Source organism: Corynebacterium jamesii (assembly GCF_046097395.1).
GTDB lineage: Bacteria > Actinomycetota > Actinomycetes > Mycobacteriales > Mycobacteriaceae > Corynebacterium.
Genome location: NZ_CP175789.1, coordinates 773,348 through 789,061, shown reverse-complemented (window position 1 = coordinate 789,061; position 15,714 = coordinate 773,348). Strand labels below are relative to the sequence as shown.

Genomic DNA, 15,714 nt, shown 5'->3' with positions numbered 1-15,714 from the left:
CAATGCTGCACGAACTACACATTCGCAACCTCGGCGTGGTTGAGGAAGCGACGGCGGAGTTTTCCACTGGCTTGAGCGTCGTCACCGGCGAAACTGGCGCTGGTAAGACGATGGTTGTGAGCTCTTTACGCTTGCTTTCGGGGCATCGCGCGGACGCTTCCCGTGTGCGAAATGGCGCTGATAAGGCCAGCGTGGAGGGTATATTCTCTGCGGATTCCCCAGCAGTAGAGGAGCTGGTGGATCAGGTCGGTGGCTATATTGACGAGGGTGAAGTGATTGCTTCGCGCACGGTCAACGCCACGGGCCGTTCCCGTGCGCACCTGGCTGGAAAGACCGTGGCGGCGGGCGTGCTGGGGGAATTCGCTGGCCATGTAATTACGATCCACGGGCAGAACGATCAGATGCGACTGCTGGATCCCGTGCGCCAACTCGGCGCGTTGGATGACTATGCCGGATTAGCTGACACTGTGGCCGAGTACAGGGAAAAGCGCGCCGAATGGTTGCGCTTGGATAAGGATCTGCGCCGTCGCATGGCAGCCCGCCGCGACCTTGCCCTAGAGAGCGAAACGCTCCAGCGTGCGGTGGAGGCTATCGACGAAATTGATCCGCAGCCCGGCGAGGACGCTGAGGTTAAGGCGCAGATTAAGCGTTTGCAGGCCGCAGACGATATCCGTGCCGGACTTCAGCGTGCCCAAGCGGCGCTGGATGGTTTGGACGGAATGGGAACAGGCGATGACTTTGGCGATTCCGAAGGTGCCAGTGCGCTGGTATCCCAAGCAGCTAACGAACTATCCGGTTTGGTCGATCCGGACGATGAGGGAGATGCTCTTTCAGATCTTGCTGACCGCCTAAATGAGGTTGGGGTGTTGCTGAGCGATATCTCCTCCGAAATCGGTCAGGCACTGTTGGACGTGCCGGACCCCGATGAACTCGACGGGCTTTTACAGCGCCAAACGCAGTTGCGGGAGTTGCGTAAGTACGCCGTGGACGTTGACGGTGCCCTGGCATGGCGCGATCAGGCGCGCGAGCGGCTGGAGTCGATGGACGTCTCCGATGAAGCGCTGCAGAAGCTGCAAGATGAGGTCGCCTCTGCGCGGGAGGCAGCGAGCGCGATCGCGGGCAAGCTTTCAGGGGCACGCGTGAGGGCGTCGAAAAAATTTTCCAAGGCCGTTACTGAAGAGATCCGGGGGCTGCACATGTCCGCCGAGATTCGTGTGGACGTGCGGCAGCAGGAGGAGCTCGGTCCGCATGGCGTTGATGAGGTCGAGTTTCAGCTGGTGCAGGGTGGGAATGTGAACCCTTTGGCGGGTTCGGCCTCTGGCGGTGAGCTTTCTCGCGTGATGTTGGCGCTGGAGGTTGTACTGGCTGCAGGTTCGGACGGTGGTCGCACGATGGTTTTCGATGAGGTCGATGCGGGCGTCGGTGGCAAGGCAGCTGTGGAGATTGGACGGCGCCTGGCTAAGCTCGCGATCGAGAATCAGGTCATTGTTGTAACTCACCTGCCGCAGGTCGCCGCATTTGGTGACGCCCACGTATATGTGGCTAAGTCGACGTCAAAGGATTCGGTGACCTCCTCGGTCCGTACGCTGAGCGAGGATGAACGGACAGAAGAGCTGTCTCGTATGTTGGCAGGGTTGGAGTCTGAAACGGGGCGGGCTCACGCCGAAGAACTAATGGCAATGGCAAAGGAAGCCAAGGCAGCGCTGCGGTCTTAGGGGGGGGAGTGGGGCTTAAAAATTTTTGTAGTCCGCGAGCGCCGCAATGTGATCGGCGCTACAGTAGTGCAGTGTTAAAGGGGGAGCGGGTGCCCGCAACGATCCGCGCATGAAGTGAATGAGGGGGATTTTCTAGTGCGACGTGTGGTGGCAAGCGTACTTTTAATTTTTTTTGGATTTGCTGGGGCAGCTTGCGGCAACGAAGAGGCTGAAGGTGCTGTGAGCGGGGACTATGCCAAAACTGGAGGCTTATCCACAGACGATTTCCCTGTGGATAACCAGGCTCCGGAAGGAGCACAGGCGGATGGCCGTATGCTAAAACCTGAAGGGCACAAGGGGGTCTGGTTCGAAACGGAGCCGGAGAATCCGTGGGAACACTATGTGTGGGAATCGCAGAAATACGTGGGAGATCCGCTTGAGTTGCCGAAGCTGAAGGGGCAAAGACCGAACGATCCTTTGGAGGGGCTTCCTGATGTGTGCGACGAAAAAGTTGTAGAGCGGATGAAGGAGGTGGGGTTTGAGCTTCATGTAACTGGAGATGTGGGACCTATGTACAGTTGCCATTTCGCAGAAATTGACCCTGTTCAAGGACCTTTTAGGGCTGAGATCTTTAGTTTGGTTCTGGATCCTGATCGGCCGATTCAGCGATTTTCTAAAAAGGTTAGTTATGACGCCAGTAGGTCTGATGTTCGTTTGATCGGACTTCAGGAGGGAGGCAAGGATGATGAATGTGGAGTTGCCCAAGATATAAATAATGTAAGTTTCTATACTCTGAGTGGATTTTATAATAACGGTAAAGATATTCGCGAAGTATGCCAACTTTCGGAATGGTTTTTTCAAGTATTCGATAACGTTTCATAGGTTTTAGATAACGGGTGGGGAAAATGATCAAATTTCATATTTCTGCTTTGCATCGAGTTAAACAAAGCTTAAAGCAGGCGGGGGCTTCTCTTAAATTGTTACGACTTCAAAACTCGAAGCTCTCGAGCTACACCACTGTTCCCTCCTTGAGCGGGGCTTACACACAACACGCGTCGTTTTGGGATGGTCAGTCTGGTTCTGCAACTAATGTGCTCGACATCATGTATTCCAATGTGGAGTGGCTTCAGGAGGTATTCGCGAACCATATCCAAGACATGAGCCTCCAGGAATATTTCAGTGGAGAATCATTCGATCAGATTCACTCGAAGAAAATAGTTCAGGCTAATCAGGATTTCCGAGTATTTGTTCCGACTCGTGATTCTCGCTCCATTGACAACCTGTTGTACAACACCCCTGTCACTGTCGCGGAGGCGACAATGACGTTGCCGGCGCTTATTTCCGCCTTTCAAGGGGATGACTCTACGCCTTTCGCAGCGGCCAATGCCTGGGAGAGCGCAGCCAAGGCGCTCAAAGATTCCATGGAGAACTTGAAGAGCGCTTCTTCTGGTCTGGCCGGTTCTGCCGAAGGGTATTCCTTTGACATGGCGCGCGAAGCCATTGATGACGTTCACAAAACCGGACTGACAATCGCTGCAAACACCACCGCAATGGCTGGTTCTGTCCGACAATTCCCCGTTATACGCAACTCAAACCTCAAAGCGCTCGAAGCAATCCAAGCGTCGACCACACTCATCCCGGATCCCGCCGAACGGCTCCTTGCTGAGCAAGCTGCTATAGCCAACTTCGTTTCCGCAAATCTGCAGCCTTCACTCGAGTTGGTGCGTCCGCCCGTCTCTAACCTGGGCGTCCCAATCGTGGGGCACTCAGGTGGAGGAACTTTGGACGCCACCACCGTCTCTACTGCCTCCGCACACCCCACGGTCTCGCACATCAATGGCAACACAAATGCTGTAGCGCCAGCCAGTGCTACAGCCCACGGAAACCAAGCAGCCTCTGCAGCAGCACACGCACCGAAGCCGGCGCCTGCATCGGCAGCTACACAACCAGCTGCCACTCCGGGAGGCCTCCATGTCCCGGCGCACACACCTGCACCCGTGCAGCCTGCTGCGACTACAGCTCCCCACACTCCCGGCGTGGCGCACACAGCAACTACAACAACGGCACAAACACCGACCATCACTCAACATCCTGGCGCAGCCACGAATGCGTCAGCTCCTGGGCAAGGTGGTACTGGCATGGCAGACACAAACAACCTCATCAATGCACAAGAGCGCTTCGCTAACCGCGGAAGGGAAGCTGGGCGACCGGGAACCCTGGGCAACCTAAACGCCACTAGAGATTCCACACAACTCCGCGCTATCGGCGGCGGAAAAACACCAGGCTCCAGTACCGGATCTGGGCTACCAAAGGCGAACCTCCGCAATGTCTCCACCACAGCACCCCGCCCTAGCCTTCCCGGTAGCCTTAGCGCACCGAAATTCCAAGCCCTAACCGGCGACGGAGTTCACACGAACAATCCCAACGCCAACAAGGGAACCGCCGTTGCACCACATCGAGCTGCAGAGGCAAAGAATGGCGCTGGAATGAGGGCTGGTGGAAATGTGGCGTCAACAGCATTAGGTAGGGGCGTAGGCCACGGTGGGGCAGGCCGGGGCGCAAAGGCTGGACTGCGCAGTGCATCGCTGAAATACAACAAGCAGGATCGCTCTTACTTCCGCCGGCTCTTCCTAAGCGGTGAAGACCCACTGATTTCGGGGAAGAAGGGGCGCGATAGGAGGAAACGCGACGAAACTGCGCGTCAAACGGTACGAAAGGTGATTCGTTAGGTCTTTTCCCGGCGCGCCTAACGCAACACTGGCCACATGAACACCACAATGGTGGGCATGATTTTCTCCCGTAGTGACCAGCCCGGAATCAACGGCGCCACCCGTGACCTCACCGGACCCAAGGGATTTACTAAGGCCAAGATCTCCGAGGGCGACATCGCCATTGTCGACGAATCCGATATCAGCCGCTCCACCTGCCAAAAGTTGATCGACGCGCGCGTGGCTGCCGTGGTGAACGCGCAACAGTTCACCACCGGCCAGGTGCCGAACTTCGGCCCGCAGATGATGCTCGATGAAAACATTCTGTTGATCGAAAACGCCGGCGAAGACCTGCTTGCCAAGGTGAAAAACGGCAAGAAGGGCCGAGTAGACGGCGCCAAGGTGTACTACGGCGATCGCTCCATCGGCGGCGGCGAGATCCTGGATATGGAGACCGCCTCCACCCGCTTCGAAGATGCCCGAGAGGCACTTGGCGATCACATGGAAGCCCTATCCGGCAATATGTCCGAGTTCGTCCGCTCCGAGGCTCCACTGCTGGTCGACGGTCTAGGCATCCCGGATGTCGATGTGGACATGGACGACCGCAAGGTGTTGGTAGCCAGCCCGGATTCCCGGATTGAGCAGAAACTGAAGGACTTGCGCTACTTCATGCGCGAATACTCGCCTGTCATCGTTGCCGTAGAAAGCGCGGCCGATAGTCTGATCCAGGAGGGCTACCGCCCGAACGTGATCATCGGCGATCCGGAGAAGATCTCCAACGAGGCTCTGCGCTGCGGCGCCACCGTTGTGCTGCCCGCAGACCCGGATGGTCACGCAGTGGGCCTGGAACGCATCCAGGATCTCGGCGTGGGTGCTATGACGTTCCCCGCGGCTACGCAGGATCCGACCGACCTCGCGCTGCTGCTAGCGAACTACCACGGTGCATCCATGGTGGTGAACCTCGGGGAGGTGGAGGATCTGGATCGCGTGTTCCAGCGCGCCCAGTCGCCGGAAACCCCGTCTGCCTTGATGTCACGTCTGCGAGTGGGGCCGCGCCTGGTTGATTCCTCTGCCGTGGCCGAGCTTTACCGCGTGTCCCGCTCCGGCGGCGGCTGGCTCTGGGCGCTGCTGGGCATTCTTGTTGCCCTGGCGGTCATCGTGGTGATCATCGGCTTTTCCGGTGACGGCGCTTTCCTGGATAACCTAGTTGACACCTGGAACAGCTTTGCGCTGAGCGTGCAGGATCTGTTTAAAAAGTAAGCAAGTAAGCCACGCAAACCAGGATTAGCAGGGAGACTAAAGGCATAAGAATGAGCAAAAACTCCAAGGGCTCCGCCGGCAAGGTTATTGCCGGCCTGGGCTTCGGCATCGCCGCCGGTACCGCACTGGGCTTCTTCGCCCTCGCACCCAACGTTCCGGGTGGCCCGGTTGCGAAGGATTCCTCCGCCGAGCAGCAGTTAAAGGACGAGCAAGCTGCCCGCGAGAAGGCCGAGGGACAGTCCACCGCCAGCGACAAGGTTCTGGGTTCCGTCGCCGGCCCTGCGGTGCGTAACCTGTTGCGCGGTTCTTCGGTTGATCTCTTTGTTCTTCCAGACGCCGACCAGGCCCACGTAGACAGCCTCCAGCGCCTGGTCAAAATGGCCGGTGGCGAGGTCCACGGTGTGATCGAGGTAACCGACAAGGCCCTCAATGCGGACAGCGGAGACACCTTGAAGTCCATTGCGGCGAATTCCCTGCCCGCCGGCGCGAAGCTGTCCGAAGATAACTTGGATCCGGGTATGCATACGGGCCAGCTGTTGGGCGCGGCGCTGGGCACCGGCGACAAGGAAGCAAGCGAGTCGGATCGAGGCGTGGCCCTGGGTGCGTTATCTAACGATGACTTCATCGCCTACCAGGGCGAGGCTCCGACGGCTGCGGACCTCGCGCTGGTCGTTGGCGGAGGCACCGCGGACGACGAAAGCAACGGTAACTATGCCACCAAGTTCGTGGCTGACTTCGCCACAGGCCTGGATTCCCGCATGAAGGGGGCTGTTCTGGCAGCTCAGGCCGGCAGTGCAGAGGAAAACGGTGCGATCGGCCAGGTTCGTTCGGATCGGGCTGCGAAGGAGGCCGTATCCACCGTCGATAACGTGGATACCGTCGCCGGGCGTATCGCCGCCATTCGCTCGCTGAGCCAGCAAAAGGATGGCAAGGCGGGGCACTACGGCGCCACCGCGAATGCGTCGGATGCTACGCCTGAATAGGCATGTGTTAGGCTGAAACCCCGTAGATAGCGAAGTTTAAGCGTCGTTGATTCGGGAGTTACGTTGGCCACTAATCGTGCAAAGAACAGCACCAAATACATTTTCGTCACCGGCGGTGTGGCGTCCTCACTGGGCAAGGGGCTAACGGCAGCCAGCCTGGGCCAATTGCTTTCCTCCCGCGGCCTGCGCGTAACTATGCAGAAGCTGGATCCGTACCTCAACGTCGATCCGGGCACCATGAACCCCTTCGAGCACGGCGAAGTCTTCGTCACGGAGGACGGCGCGGAGACCGACCTGGACCTCGGCCACTACGAGCGTTTCCTGGATCGCAACCTCTCAGCCGCCGGCAATGTCACTACCGGCAAGGTGTACTCGAACGTCATTGCCAAGGAGCGCCGCGGCGAGTTTCTGGGCAAGACCGTTCAGGTGATTCCGCACATCACTGACGAGATCAAGGCCGCCGTCCTGGCGATGGGCCAGCCGGATAAGAACGGCCAGGCACCGGACGTAGTCATCAGCGAGATCGGCGGCACCGTCGGCGATATCGAATCCCAGCCGTTCCTAGAGGCGATCCGCCAGGTTCGCCACGAGGCTGGCCGCGAGAACATCGCTTTCATCCATGTTTCCCTGGTGCCGTACCTGGCGCCATCGGGCGAGCTGAAAACGAAGCCGACCCAGCACTCCGTCGCGGAGCTGCGCAGCATCGGTATCGTCCCGGACGCCATCGTTCTGCGTGCCGACCGCGAAGTTCCGCAGGCCATGAAGTCCAAGATCGCACTGATGTGCGACGTAGACGAGGACGGCGTGGTTTCCTGCCCGGATGCCCCCTCCATTTACGACATCCCACAGGTGCTGCACTCCCAGCACCTGGATAACTACATCATTCGTCGCCTGAACCTGCCGTTCCGCGACGTGGACTGGACCACCTGGGGCAACCTGCTGGAAAGCGTCCACAACCCGAACGGCGAGGTCACCATCGGCATCGTCGGCAAGTATATCGACCTGCCAGATGCGTACCTCTCCGTCGCGGAGGCCATCCGCGCTGGCGGTTTCGGCGCTAACGTGCGTGCCAACGTGAAGTGGATCGCGTCCGACGACTGCGAGTCGGAGGAGGCTGCCGCCGAGGCCCTGAAGGACGTCGACGGCGTGGTTATCCCCGGTGGCTTCGGCAACCGTGGCATCGAGGGCAAGATCGGCGCCATCACCTACGCACGGAAGAACAAGCTGCCTCTGCTGGGCATTTGCTTGGGCCTGCAGTGCATCGTGATCGAGGCCGCGCGCACCGCGGGGCTCACCGATGCTTCTTCTACCGAGTTTGACGCCAACGCCTCCACCCCCGTCATCTCCACCATGGAGGAGCAGAAGGCAGCTGTCTCGGGCGAGGCAGACTTGGGCGGCACCATGCGCCTGGGCGCCTACCCGGCGCGTCTGGCCGAAGGCTCCCTAGTCGCTGAGATGTACGGCGCCACCGACGTCTCGGAGCGTCACCGGCACCGCTACGAGGTGAATAACGCATACCGCGAGCAGATCACCGAGGGCTCTGGCCTGCAGTTTTCCGGCACCTCGCCGGACGGCACCCTGGTGGAGTTCGTGGAGTACCCGAAGGACGTCCACCCGTACTTCGTGGCCACCCAGGCTCACCCCGAGTACAAGTCCCGCCCGACGCGCTCTCACCCGCTGTTCCAAGGGCTGGTGGACGCGGCGCTGAAGCACCAGGCTGAGCGCTCCTAAACTAGGGAGTCATGGACACTCAACCCAGCCAGGACAACCAGAGTAACCCGTACCGCGTTGTACATAGTGAACTGCTGCTAGACGCACCAATCATCGGCGTGCGGCGCGATACGATCACAACCGCAACCGGCGAGGCGAAGCGCGAGATCGTGGAGCATTTCTCCGCCGTCGCGGTCGCCGCGGTGCGCAACAATCACGTGATGATGATCCGCCAGTACCGCCACGGCGTGGGCCGCCACCTGTGGGAAATCCCCGCCGGCCTGCTGGACATGGTGGGGGAGGATCCCTTGGATGCAGCCCGCCGAGAACTAGCCGAAGAGGCCGGGCTGCGGGCCAGTTCCTGGCACCTGCTGGGGGACGTCGTGACCTCCCCAGGGTTCAGCGAGGAAATGTGCCGCATTTACCTGGCTGAGGAGCTAGACGACGACGTCTCCGGCTTCGACCTGCCAGAGGCTGAGTTTGAAGAGGCGGAGATCGAAACCCGCTGGGTGCCCGTACCAGAGGCAGTCGAGTGGGTGCAGACCGGCGTGGTGGAAAACTCCGTGGCCACTATCGCCCTGCTGCACCTGGCCGCAGGCACCCGCCGCGACGTCTCCGAGCCGTACAACTTTCACTCCGGCCTGGCCGAGCGTCGCTCTGCCAGCGCCGAGGCTCAGCCCGGCACGGACATGAAGTTCATCCGTTGAGCCAAGAAGCCAACCGCAAGCTCGTCACCGCCTACATCCGGCACCTAAAGACCGAGCGGGATGTCTCCGTTCACACGCTGTCGAACTACCAGCGCGACCTCGACCGCTACCTAGTGTGGCTCGGCTCCAAGGCGCTGCAGGAAGTCACGGCGACGGACATCGAAGATCACCTCGTTTACCTTCGCAAGGATTTAAACCTTGCGGCCTCCTCGGCGGCCCGGGCGCTGGCAGCTGTCCGCGGCCTGCATTCTTTCGCCCACGCCGATGGCCGCCTGCCCTTCGACGTGGCGGCGGATGTGCCCACTCCGTCGCTGGGCGGTTCCATTCCGAAAGCCCTAAGTCTCGCACAGGTAGAGGCTTTGCTGAACGCGGTGCCGGCGGGCGACGGGGCGTCACAAATAAACATCCGCGACCGGGCGCTGCTCGAGATGCTCTACTCGACCGGAGCGCGCATCACAGAGCTCTTAGACCTAGATGTCGACGACCTCGACCGCGAGCAGCGCGTGCTGTTGGTGCGCGGTAAGGGCGGCAAGGAACGCATTGTGCCGCTGGGGCGCCCCGCACTGCAGGCAGTGGAACGCTACCTGGTGCGCGCGCGGCCGAGCCTGAACAAGAAGGGCAGTCCGGCGCTGTTTCTCAACAATCGAGGGGTGCGCCTCGGCCGCCAGTCTGGCTTCAAAATTGTTTCGCAGGCGGCGGAGGTGGCGGGGCTGGAGCATGTTTCGCCGCACAGCCTGCGCCACAGCTTTGCCACCCATCTGTTGGAAGGCGGTGCGGATATCCGTGTGGTGCAGGAACTCCTCGGGCACGCTAGCGTGGCTACCACACAGATTTACACCAAGGTCAGCCCTGAGCACTTGAGGGAGATTTGGGCCTCATCTCACCCCCGCACTTAGCGCGCCTGATAATCTCTAGGGTGTAATTAAAGGCTATACATCACAATCAAGGGAAAGGGCTTGACGGGATCGCCGATGTCACGTTCACAGTCACACGCGGATGCGTTGTTTGATAAGCCCGATCAGCGCATCGGCCTGACCGGCCGACCGATCAAGGAGCTGCCGGATCCCGAGCCGCTGGATCGCCACGGCCCGGCTTCCATCATCGCGATGTGCAACCAGAAAGGCGGGGTGGGCAAGACCACCTCGACGATCAACATCGGCGCCTCGCTGGCCGCATTCGGCCGTAAGGTGCTGTTGGTGGATTTGGACCCGCAGGGCGCGCTATCGGCAGGCCTTGGCATCAGCCACGATGAGCTGGACGTGACGGTCTACAACCTGTTGGTCGATTCTTCGGCCTCTATTCTGGACGCCATCCATTCCAGCCCCGTCGACGGACTGGACGTCGTGCCCGCGAATATCGATTTGTCGGCCGCCGAGATCCAGTTGGTCAACGAGGTCGGCCGCGAGCAAGCACTGGCCCGCGCGCTGCGCCCTGTGATGCGGGACTACGACTTCATCATTGTCGATTGCCAGCCCTCCCTGGGGTTGCTGACGGTCAATGCGCTGAGTTGCGCGGACTCGGTGATCATTCCGGTGGAGTCCGAGTACTTCTCGCTGCGTGGCCTGGCGCTGCTGATGGACACGGTGGAGAAGGTCCGCGACCGTCTGAACTTTAAGCTGGAGGTGCTGGGCATTCTGGTGACCATGTTCGACCGCCGCACCCTGCACGCCCGCGAGGTGATGGAACGACTGGTGGAGGCATTCGGGGACAAGGTCTTCGACTCCGTAATTACCCGCACCGTGCGCTTCCCGGAAACCTCGGTGGCCGGCGAGCCGATCAACACCTGGGCGCCCAGCTCCTCGGGCGCCGTGCAGTATTCAAACCTGGCGAAGGAAGTCATTGAGCGCGTCGCTCAGCAAATCTAGCGAGCCTGGCACAGCCCGAGCAGCCGGAGATCACCGGCTTTCGGGTGGCGCTAGCTAACTTCGACGGTCCCTTTGACCTGCTGCTGCAGCTGATCCACTCCCACAAGCTGGACATCACCGAGGTCGCTCTGGCGCAGGTCACCGACGAGTTCATCGCCTATACCAAGAACTTGAGCTCCAGCGCCGAGGACCTGGACGAGGTCACGGAGTTCTTAGTCGTTGCTTCCACACTGCTGGACCTCAAGGCCGCCCGCCTGGTGCCGCGCGGCGAGGTCGACAGCGAGGAAGACCTAGCACTGCTGGAAACCCGCGACCTGCTGTTTGCTCGGCTGCTGCAGTACCGCGCGTACAAGCAGGTGGCGAACCTTTTCTCGGACTGGCAACGCGATGCGGCTCGCGCCTACCCGGCCATGCTTTCCCTCGAGGAGCACCATGCGAACCTGCTGCCGGAGGTGAAGATTGGCAAGACCGCCGACGAGTTCGCGGAGCTCGCCGCCGCGGTGTTCCGTCCCCAGCCCGATCACGTGGAGACCGGCCATATTCACCAGGTTGCGGTCTCTGTACCGGAGCAGGCAGGCCGGATCCTCAACACCCTCAAGGTCGCTGGCGAGAACACGTGGGTGAGCTTTGGTGCCTTGACCGCCGACGCGGAACTGAACATGATCGTCGTCGGCCGTTTCCTGGCACTGCTGGAGCTGTACAAGGCTCGCGCCATCGGCATTGAGCAGCCCGAGCCGCTGCACGACATGTCCGTGGCCTGGACCGGGCTGGATGTCGATCCGGCGGTGGTGGCGGCCAGCAACTGGGAATAGGCGTCACAAAGAAAGAACAGAAAGGCACACACCATGAGCGACTCGAATTCCAACTCTGCGCCACTACCGCAGGTGTCGGTGCTGCGCAGCCGCGTGGAATCATTGCTGCTGGTCAGCGACGAAGCGGTGACGCCCACAGAGCTCGCCCGCGTACTGTCCGGCGAGGATAACGCGGTTTCGGAGGCCGAGGTGGCACGTACCCTGCACGAGATTGCGGCGGAGTACGAGGCACGCGGAAACGGCTTCGAGCTGCGTGAACACGATGGAGCATTCCGGCTGTACACCCGGCGTGCCAATTCGGATGTGGTGGAGGCAAAGCTGCTGGATGGCACGCAACAGCGGCTGAGCCGGGCAGCGCTGGAAACGCTGGCGGTGGTGGCGTACCGGCAACCCGTCACGCGCAGCCAGGTGGCTGCGGTGCGAGGCGTGAACTGCGACGGTGTGATGCGCACCCTCTCCCTGCGTGGGCTCATCGCCGAGACGGGGGAGCAAGGCGGGGCGCACCTGTACTCCACCACGGAGCTCTTCCTGGAACAGATTGGTATCGACTCGCTGGAGCAGCTGCCAGACCTGGCGCCGCTGCTGCCGGAGGTAGATAGCATCGACAGCCTGGACAGTATCGACAATTAAGCAGGTTAAGGGGTACAATTCTGGCTGATAATTCAAGATTTTTTAGTTCGAAGGGCTAGAAACACCGTGGACACACCCGCTCGCCGAGACGGCACACCGGAGACCGCTCCGACAGACATCTATCTATCCCAGGCAAAGCCCGCTAAACGTCAGCACGTGACTGAACAAGAGACAGCCGCAGCCCTGAATAAGCCCGACTCGGAGAAGGCGCAGGTGCGCCTACAAAAAGTGCTGGCTTCTGCTGGCGTAGCCAGCCGCCGCATGAGCGAGAAGCTGATTGCCGCAGGCCGCGTGGAAGTAAACGGTGAGGTCGTGGTGAAGATGGGCACCCGCATCGACCCGGCCGTGGACATCGTGCGCGTGGATGGCGAGCGCGTGCAGGTCAATGAGGAAATGGTTTACTTCGTGCTAAATAAGCCCCGTGGCGTGCACTCCACGATGCACGATGATTTGGGGCGACCGTGCGTCGGCGACCTAGTTGGCACCCGACTGAAGGAAGGCCAGGGTCTGTTCCATGTGGGTCGACTGGATGCTGCGACGGAGGGGCTGCTGCTGCTGACGAACGACGGCGAGTTGGCCAACCGTCTGATGCATCCGAAGTACGAGGTGAAGAAGACCTACATGGCCACCGTGCTGGGCGAGGCCAGCCGCAAGTTGATCCGCGAGCTAAAAGACGGCGTGGAGCTGGACGATGGCACCGCCCGCGCCGATAACGTGCAGATCGTGGACGTGTGGCAGGGTAAGTCGCTGATTAAGGTAGAGCTGCACGAGGGGCGCAAACACATTGTGCGCCGCATGTTGAAGGAAGCAGGCTTCCCGGTACAGGCGCTGGTTCGCACCAAGATCCACACGGTGCAGCTGGGTGAGCAGAAGCCGGGCACAATTCGCGCGCTGAACCAGTCGGAGCTGCAGAGCATGTACAAGAAGGTCGGGCTGTAACCGCAGGGGACAGCAAGCGCCAGCACGCACGGCCGACATAAAAACACAATGAAGTAGGGGAACGACCTTTCTATGACGAACGCACCTTTCTATGGGCCCGGCTCCGCGCTGGACCAGCTCGCCCGCGTAAAGAACATCCCAGAGGGCGGCCTTATCGTCGCCGTGGATGGGCCGAGTGGCACCGGCAAATCCACCGTCTGTCGCCGCCTGGCTACCGCCGCGGACGCGAAATACTTGGATACCGGCGCTATGTACCGGGTGGCCACGCTGCACGTGCTGCGCCAGGGAATTGATCCTTCCGAGGCCGCGTCCCGCGAGGCGATCATCGCCACTACCGCCGACCTGCCGCTGGAGATCAACGAGGACCCGACCTCCACTGAGGTGCTGCTGGACGGCACGGACGTCTCCGGCGAGATCCGCGGCCCCGAGGTCACCGGGCATGTGTCTGCCGTCGCCGCCATCCCGGAGGTTCGCGAGAACCTGGTGGCCCTGCAGCGTTCCCTGGCCTTCGCCGCCGGTCGCTGTGTGGTTGAGGGCCGCGACATCGGCACTGTGGTTCTTGCGGACGCCCCAGTGAAGATCTTCATGACCGCCTCCGCCGAGGTCCGGGCTCAGCGCCGATACGATCAGGACGTTGCCGCTGGCCGAGACGTGGACTATGACGCGGTTCTGGCGGACGTGCAGCGCCGTGATGAGGCCGATTCTTCCCGCGCGACCTCTCCGCTGCGCCCGGCAGATGATGCCGTGATTGTGGACACCGGAGAAATGGACATCGACGAGGTGCTGGAGAAGTTGGCCGAGCTGACTGTAGCCAGTGCTAAGCCGGATAGCCTGGATGCCCCGTCGGAGCTGATCTTCCGCACCGCCGATGGCGAGGTACTGGGGGAGTCTGACTTCGTTTCTGCAGAGTTTTCCGAGTACGGCGATGATGAGTTTGAGGAGGGCAACGAGTCTGGCCCCGACGAGTTCTTCATTACCGGCCCGGATGACTTCACCCTGGAGGGTGCGGGCGATATGCCGGAGTCCGACGAAGACTGGGAGGCTCTGGAGGAGGCCTTCGGCGTGCTCGGCGACGACGAGGCAGAGCACGAGGCCCTGTGCACTGTCGCGATTGTCGGCCGCCCGAACGTGGGCAAGTCCACCCTGGTGAACCGCTTCATCGGTCGCCGTGAGGCCGTGGTGGAGGACTTCCCGGGCGTGACCCGTGACCGCATTTCCTACCTGGGCGAGTGGACCGGCCGCCGCTTCTGGGTGCAGGATACTGGCGGCTGGGACCCGGATGCGAAGGGCATCCACGCCGCCATCGCCCGCCAGGCGGAGACCGCTATGGCCACCGCCGACGTGATCGTCTTCGTAGTCGATTCGAAGGTTGGTATTACCTCTACCGACGAGGTCATTGCCCGCAAGCTACAGCGCAGCGAGGTTCCGGTGATTGTGGTCGCCAACAAGTGCGATGCAGACGCGCAGCTGGGTGATGTTGCCGAGTTCTGGGCCCTGGGTCTGGATAACCCGTACCCGGTCTCTGCACAGCATGGCAAGGGCGCGGCGGACGTGATGGACGAGGTCTTGCGCTCCTTCCCGGAGCACCCGCGCGAGCTATCCGTCGTCTCCGGCCCGCGGCGTGTGGCACTGGTCGGCCGCCCGAACGTGGGCAAGTCCTCCTTGTTAAACAAAATTACGGGTGAAGAGCGCTCTGTGGTCAACAACGTGGCCGGCACCACTGTAGACCCGGTCGATTCCATCGTGGAGCTAGAGGAAAAGACCTGGAAGTTCGTCGATACCGCGGGCATCCGCAAGAAGACCAAGCAGGCACGCGGCCACGAGTTCTATGCCTCGCTGCGTACCCGCTCCGCCATCGATGCGGCGGAGGTCGCTGTTTTTCTGGTGGACGCCAGCGAGCCCATCGCCGAGCAAGACCAGCGAGTGCTGCGCATGATCCTCGACTCAGGCCGTGCCCTGGTGGTGGCCTACAACAAGTGGGACCTGGTGGATGAAGACCGCCGCGAGCTGCTGGAGCGCGAAATTGAACTGCAGCTATCCCACGTTCCGTGGGCTCGCCGCGTGAATATTTCCGCAAAGACCGGCCGTGCACTCCAGAAGCTGGAGCCAGCGATGATCGAGGCGCTGGAAAGCTGGGATCAGCGTATTTCCACAGGCCAGCTGAACACCTGGCTGCGTGCCGTGATCGCGGAGACCCCGCCGCCGATGCGCGGCGGCCGCCTGCCGCGCGTGCTGTTTGCCACCCAGGCCTCCACCAAGCCGCCGGTGATCGTGCTGTTCACCACCGGCTTCCTGGAGCACGGCTACCGTCGCTTCCTGGAGCGCAAGCTGCGCGAGGCCTTCGGCTTCGAGGGCTCGCCGGTGCGCATCGCGGTCCGTGTGCGCGAGAAGAAGCGCAAGAAGTAA

The 15,714-nt window shown here is 61.1% G+C and carries 13 protein-coding genes; all 13 read left to right on the top strand.

Going from position 1 to position 15,714, the window contains the following annotated elements; translation table 11 throughout:
• The first annotated feature begins 2 nt into the window (after positions 1–2).
• The 13 genes from recN to der all read left to right on the top strand — a co-directional run bounded on the left by recN (position 3) and on the right by der (position 15,714).
• A complete protein-coding gene (recN, locus tag ACKFRT_RS03630; protein ID WP_408925781.1) occupies positions 3–1,715 on the top strand; it encodes a DNA repair protein RecN in 1,713 nt (570 codons plus the stop codon).
• A 147-nt stretch (positions 1,716–1,862) separates the two neighbouring features.
• A complete protein-coding gene (locus ACKFRT_RS03625; RefSeq protein ID WP_408925780.1) occupies positions 1,863–2,576 on the top strand; it encodes a hypothetical protein in 714 nt (237 codons plus the stop codon).
• Positions 2,577–2,599: 23 nt separating this feature from the next.
• Positions 2,600–4,423 carry a hypothetical protein gene (locus ACKFRT_RS03620; protein ID WP_408926127.1) on the top strand — a complete coding sequence of 608 codons (1,824 nt, stop codon included), beginning with the start codon at positions 2,600–2,602 and terminating at the stop codon, positions 4,421–4,423.
• Between the two features lie 36 nt (positions 4,424–4,459).
• On the top strand, positions 4,460–5,662 hold the full coding sequence (steA, locus tag ACKFRT_RS03615) for a putative cytokinetic ring protein SteA (protein WP_408925779.1): 1,203 nt from the start codon (positions 4,460–4,462) through the stop codon (positions 5,660–5,662).
• 50 nt (positions 5,663–5,712) lie between these two features.
• A complete protein-coding gene (locus ACKFRT_RS03610) occupies positions 5,713–6,645 on the top strand; it encodes a copper transporter (RefSeq protein ID WP_408925778.1) in 933 nt (310 codons plus the stop codon).
• Between the two features lie 63 nt (positions 6,646–6,708).
• Positions 6,709–8,376, top strand: a complete 1,668-nt coding sequence (locus ACKFRT_RS03605; protein WP_408925777.1) for a CTP synthase — start codon at positions 6,709–6,711, stop codon at positions 8,374–8,376.
• 11 nt (positions 8,377–8,387) lie between these two features.
• The gene (locus ACKFRT_RS03600; RefSeq protein WP_296214463.1) at positions 8,388–9,062 is read left to right on the top strand and encodes an NUDIX domain-containing protein; all 675 of its coding nucleotides are present in this window, start codon (positions 8,388–8,390) and stop codon (positions 9,060–9,062) included.
• The gene (locus tag ACKFRT_RS03595; protein ID WP_408925776.1) at positions 9,059–9,958 is read left to right on the top strand and encodes a tyrosine recombinase; all 900 of its coding nucleotides are present in this window, start codon (positions 9,059–9,061) and stop codon (positions 9,956–9,958) included. Before ACKFRT_RS03600 ends, ACKFRT_RS03595 begins: the two co-directional genes overlap by 4 nt.
• A gap of 75 nt (positions 9,959–10,033) precedes the next feature.
• Positions 10,034–10,927, top strand: a complete 894-nt coding sequence (locus tag ACKFRT_RS03590; protein WP_034981889.1) for a ParA family protein — start codon at positions 10,034–10,036, stop codon at positions 10,925–10,927.
• Positions 10,928–10,971: 44 nt separating this feature from the next.
• Entirely contained in the window at positions 10,972–11,739 is a 768-nt protein-coding gene (locus ACKFRT_RS03585) for a ScpA family protein (protein ID WP_296214635.1), read from the top strand.
• A gap of 33 nt (positions 11,740–11,772) precedes the next feature.
• On the top strand, positions 11,773–12,369 hold the full coding sequence (gene scpB / locus ACKFRT_RS03580) for an SMC-Scp complex subunit ScpB (protein WP_408925775.1): 597 nt from the start codon (positions 11,773–11,775) through the stop codon (positions 12,367–12,369).
• A gap of 66 nt (positions 12,370–12,435) precedes the next feature.
• The gene (locus ACKFRT_RS03575; RefSeq protein WP_408925774.1) at positions 12,436–13,308 is read left to right on the top strand and encodes a pseudouridine synthase; all 873 of its coding nucleotides are present in this window, start codon (positions 12,436–12,438) and stop codon (positions 13,306–13,308) included.
• A gap of 72 nt (positions 13,309–13,380) precedes the next feature.
• Positions 13,381–15,714, top strand: a complete 2,334-nt coding sequence (der, locus tag ACKFRT_RS03570; protein WP_408925773.1) for a bifunctional cytidylate kinase/GTPase Der — start codon at positions 13,381–13,383, stop codon at positions 15,712–15,714.

Excerpts from the sequence above, each read along its gene's own strand:
- ACKFRT_RS03590 (WP_034981889.1), top strand. The coding sequence starts at position 10,034 with ATGTCACGTTCACAGTCACACGCGGATGCGTTGTTTGATAAGCCCGAT.
- ACKFRT_RS03600 (WP_296214463.1), top strand. The coding sequence starts at position 8,388 with ATGGACACTCAACCCAGCCAGGACAACCAGAGTAACCCGTACCGCGTT.
- der (WP_408925773.1), top strand. The coding sequence starts at position 13,381 with ATGACGAACGCACCTTTCTATGGGCCCGGCTCCGCGCTGGACCAGCTC.
- ACKFRT_RS03620 (WP_408926127.1), top strand. The coding sequence starts at position 2,600 with ATGATCAAATTTCATATTTCTGCTTTGCATCGAGTTAAACAAAGCTTA.
- scpB (WP_408925775.1), top strand. The coding sequence starts at position 11,773 with ATGAGCGACTCGAATTCCAACTCTGCGCCACTACCGCAGGTGTCGGTG.
- steA (WP_408925779.1), top strand. The coding sequence starts at position 4,460 with ATGAACACCACAATGGTGGGCATGATTTTCTCCCGTAGTGACCAGCCC.
- recN (WP_408925781.1), top strand. The coding sequence starts at position 3 with ATGCTGCACGAACTACACATTCGCAACCTCGGCGTGGTTGAGGAAGCG.
- ACKFRT_RS03610 (WP_408925778.1), top strand. The coding sequence starts at position 5,713 with ATGAGCAAAAACTCCAAGGGCTCCGCCGGCAAGGTTATTGCCGGCCTG.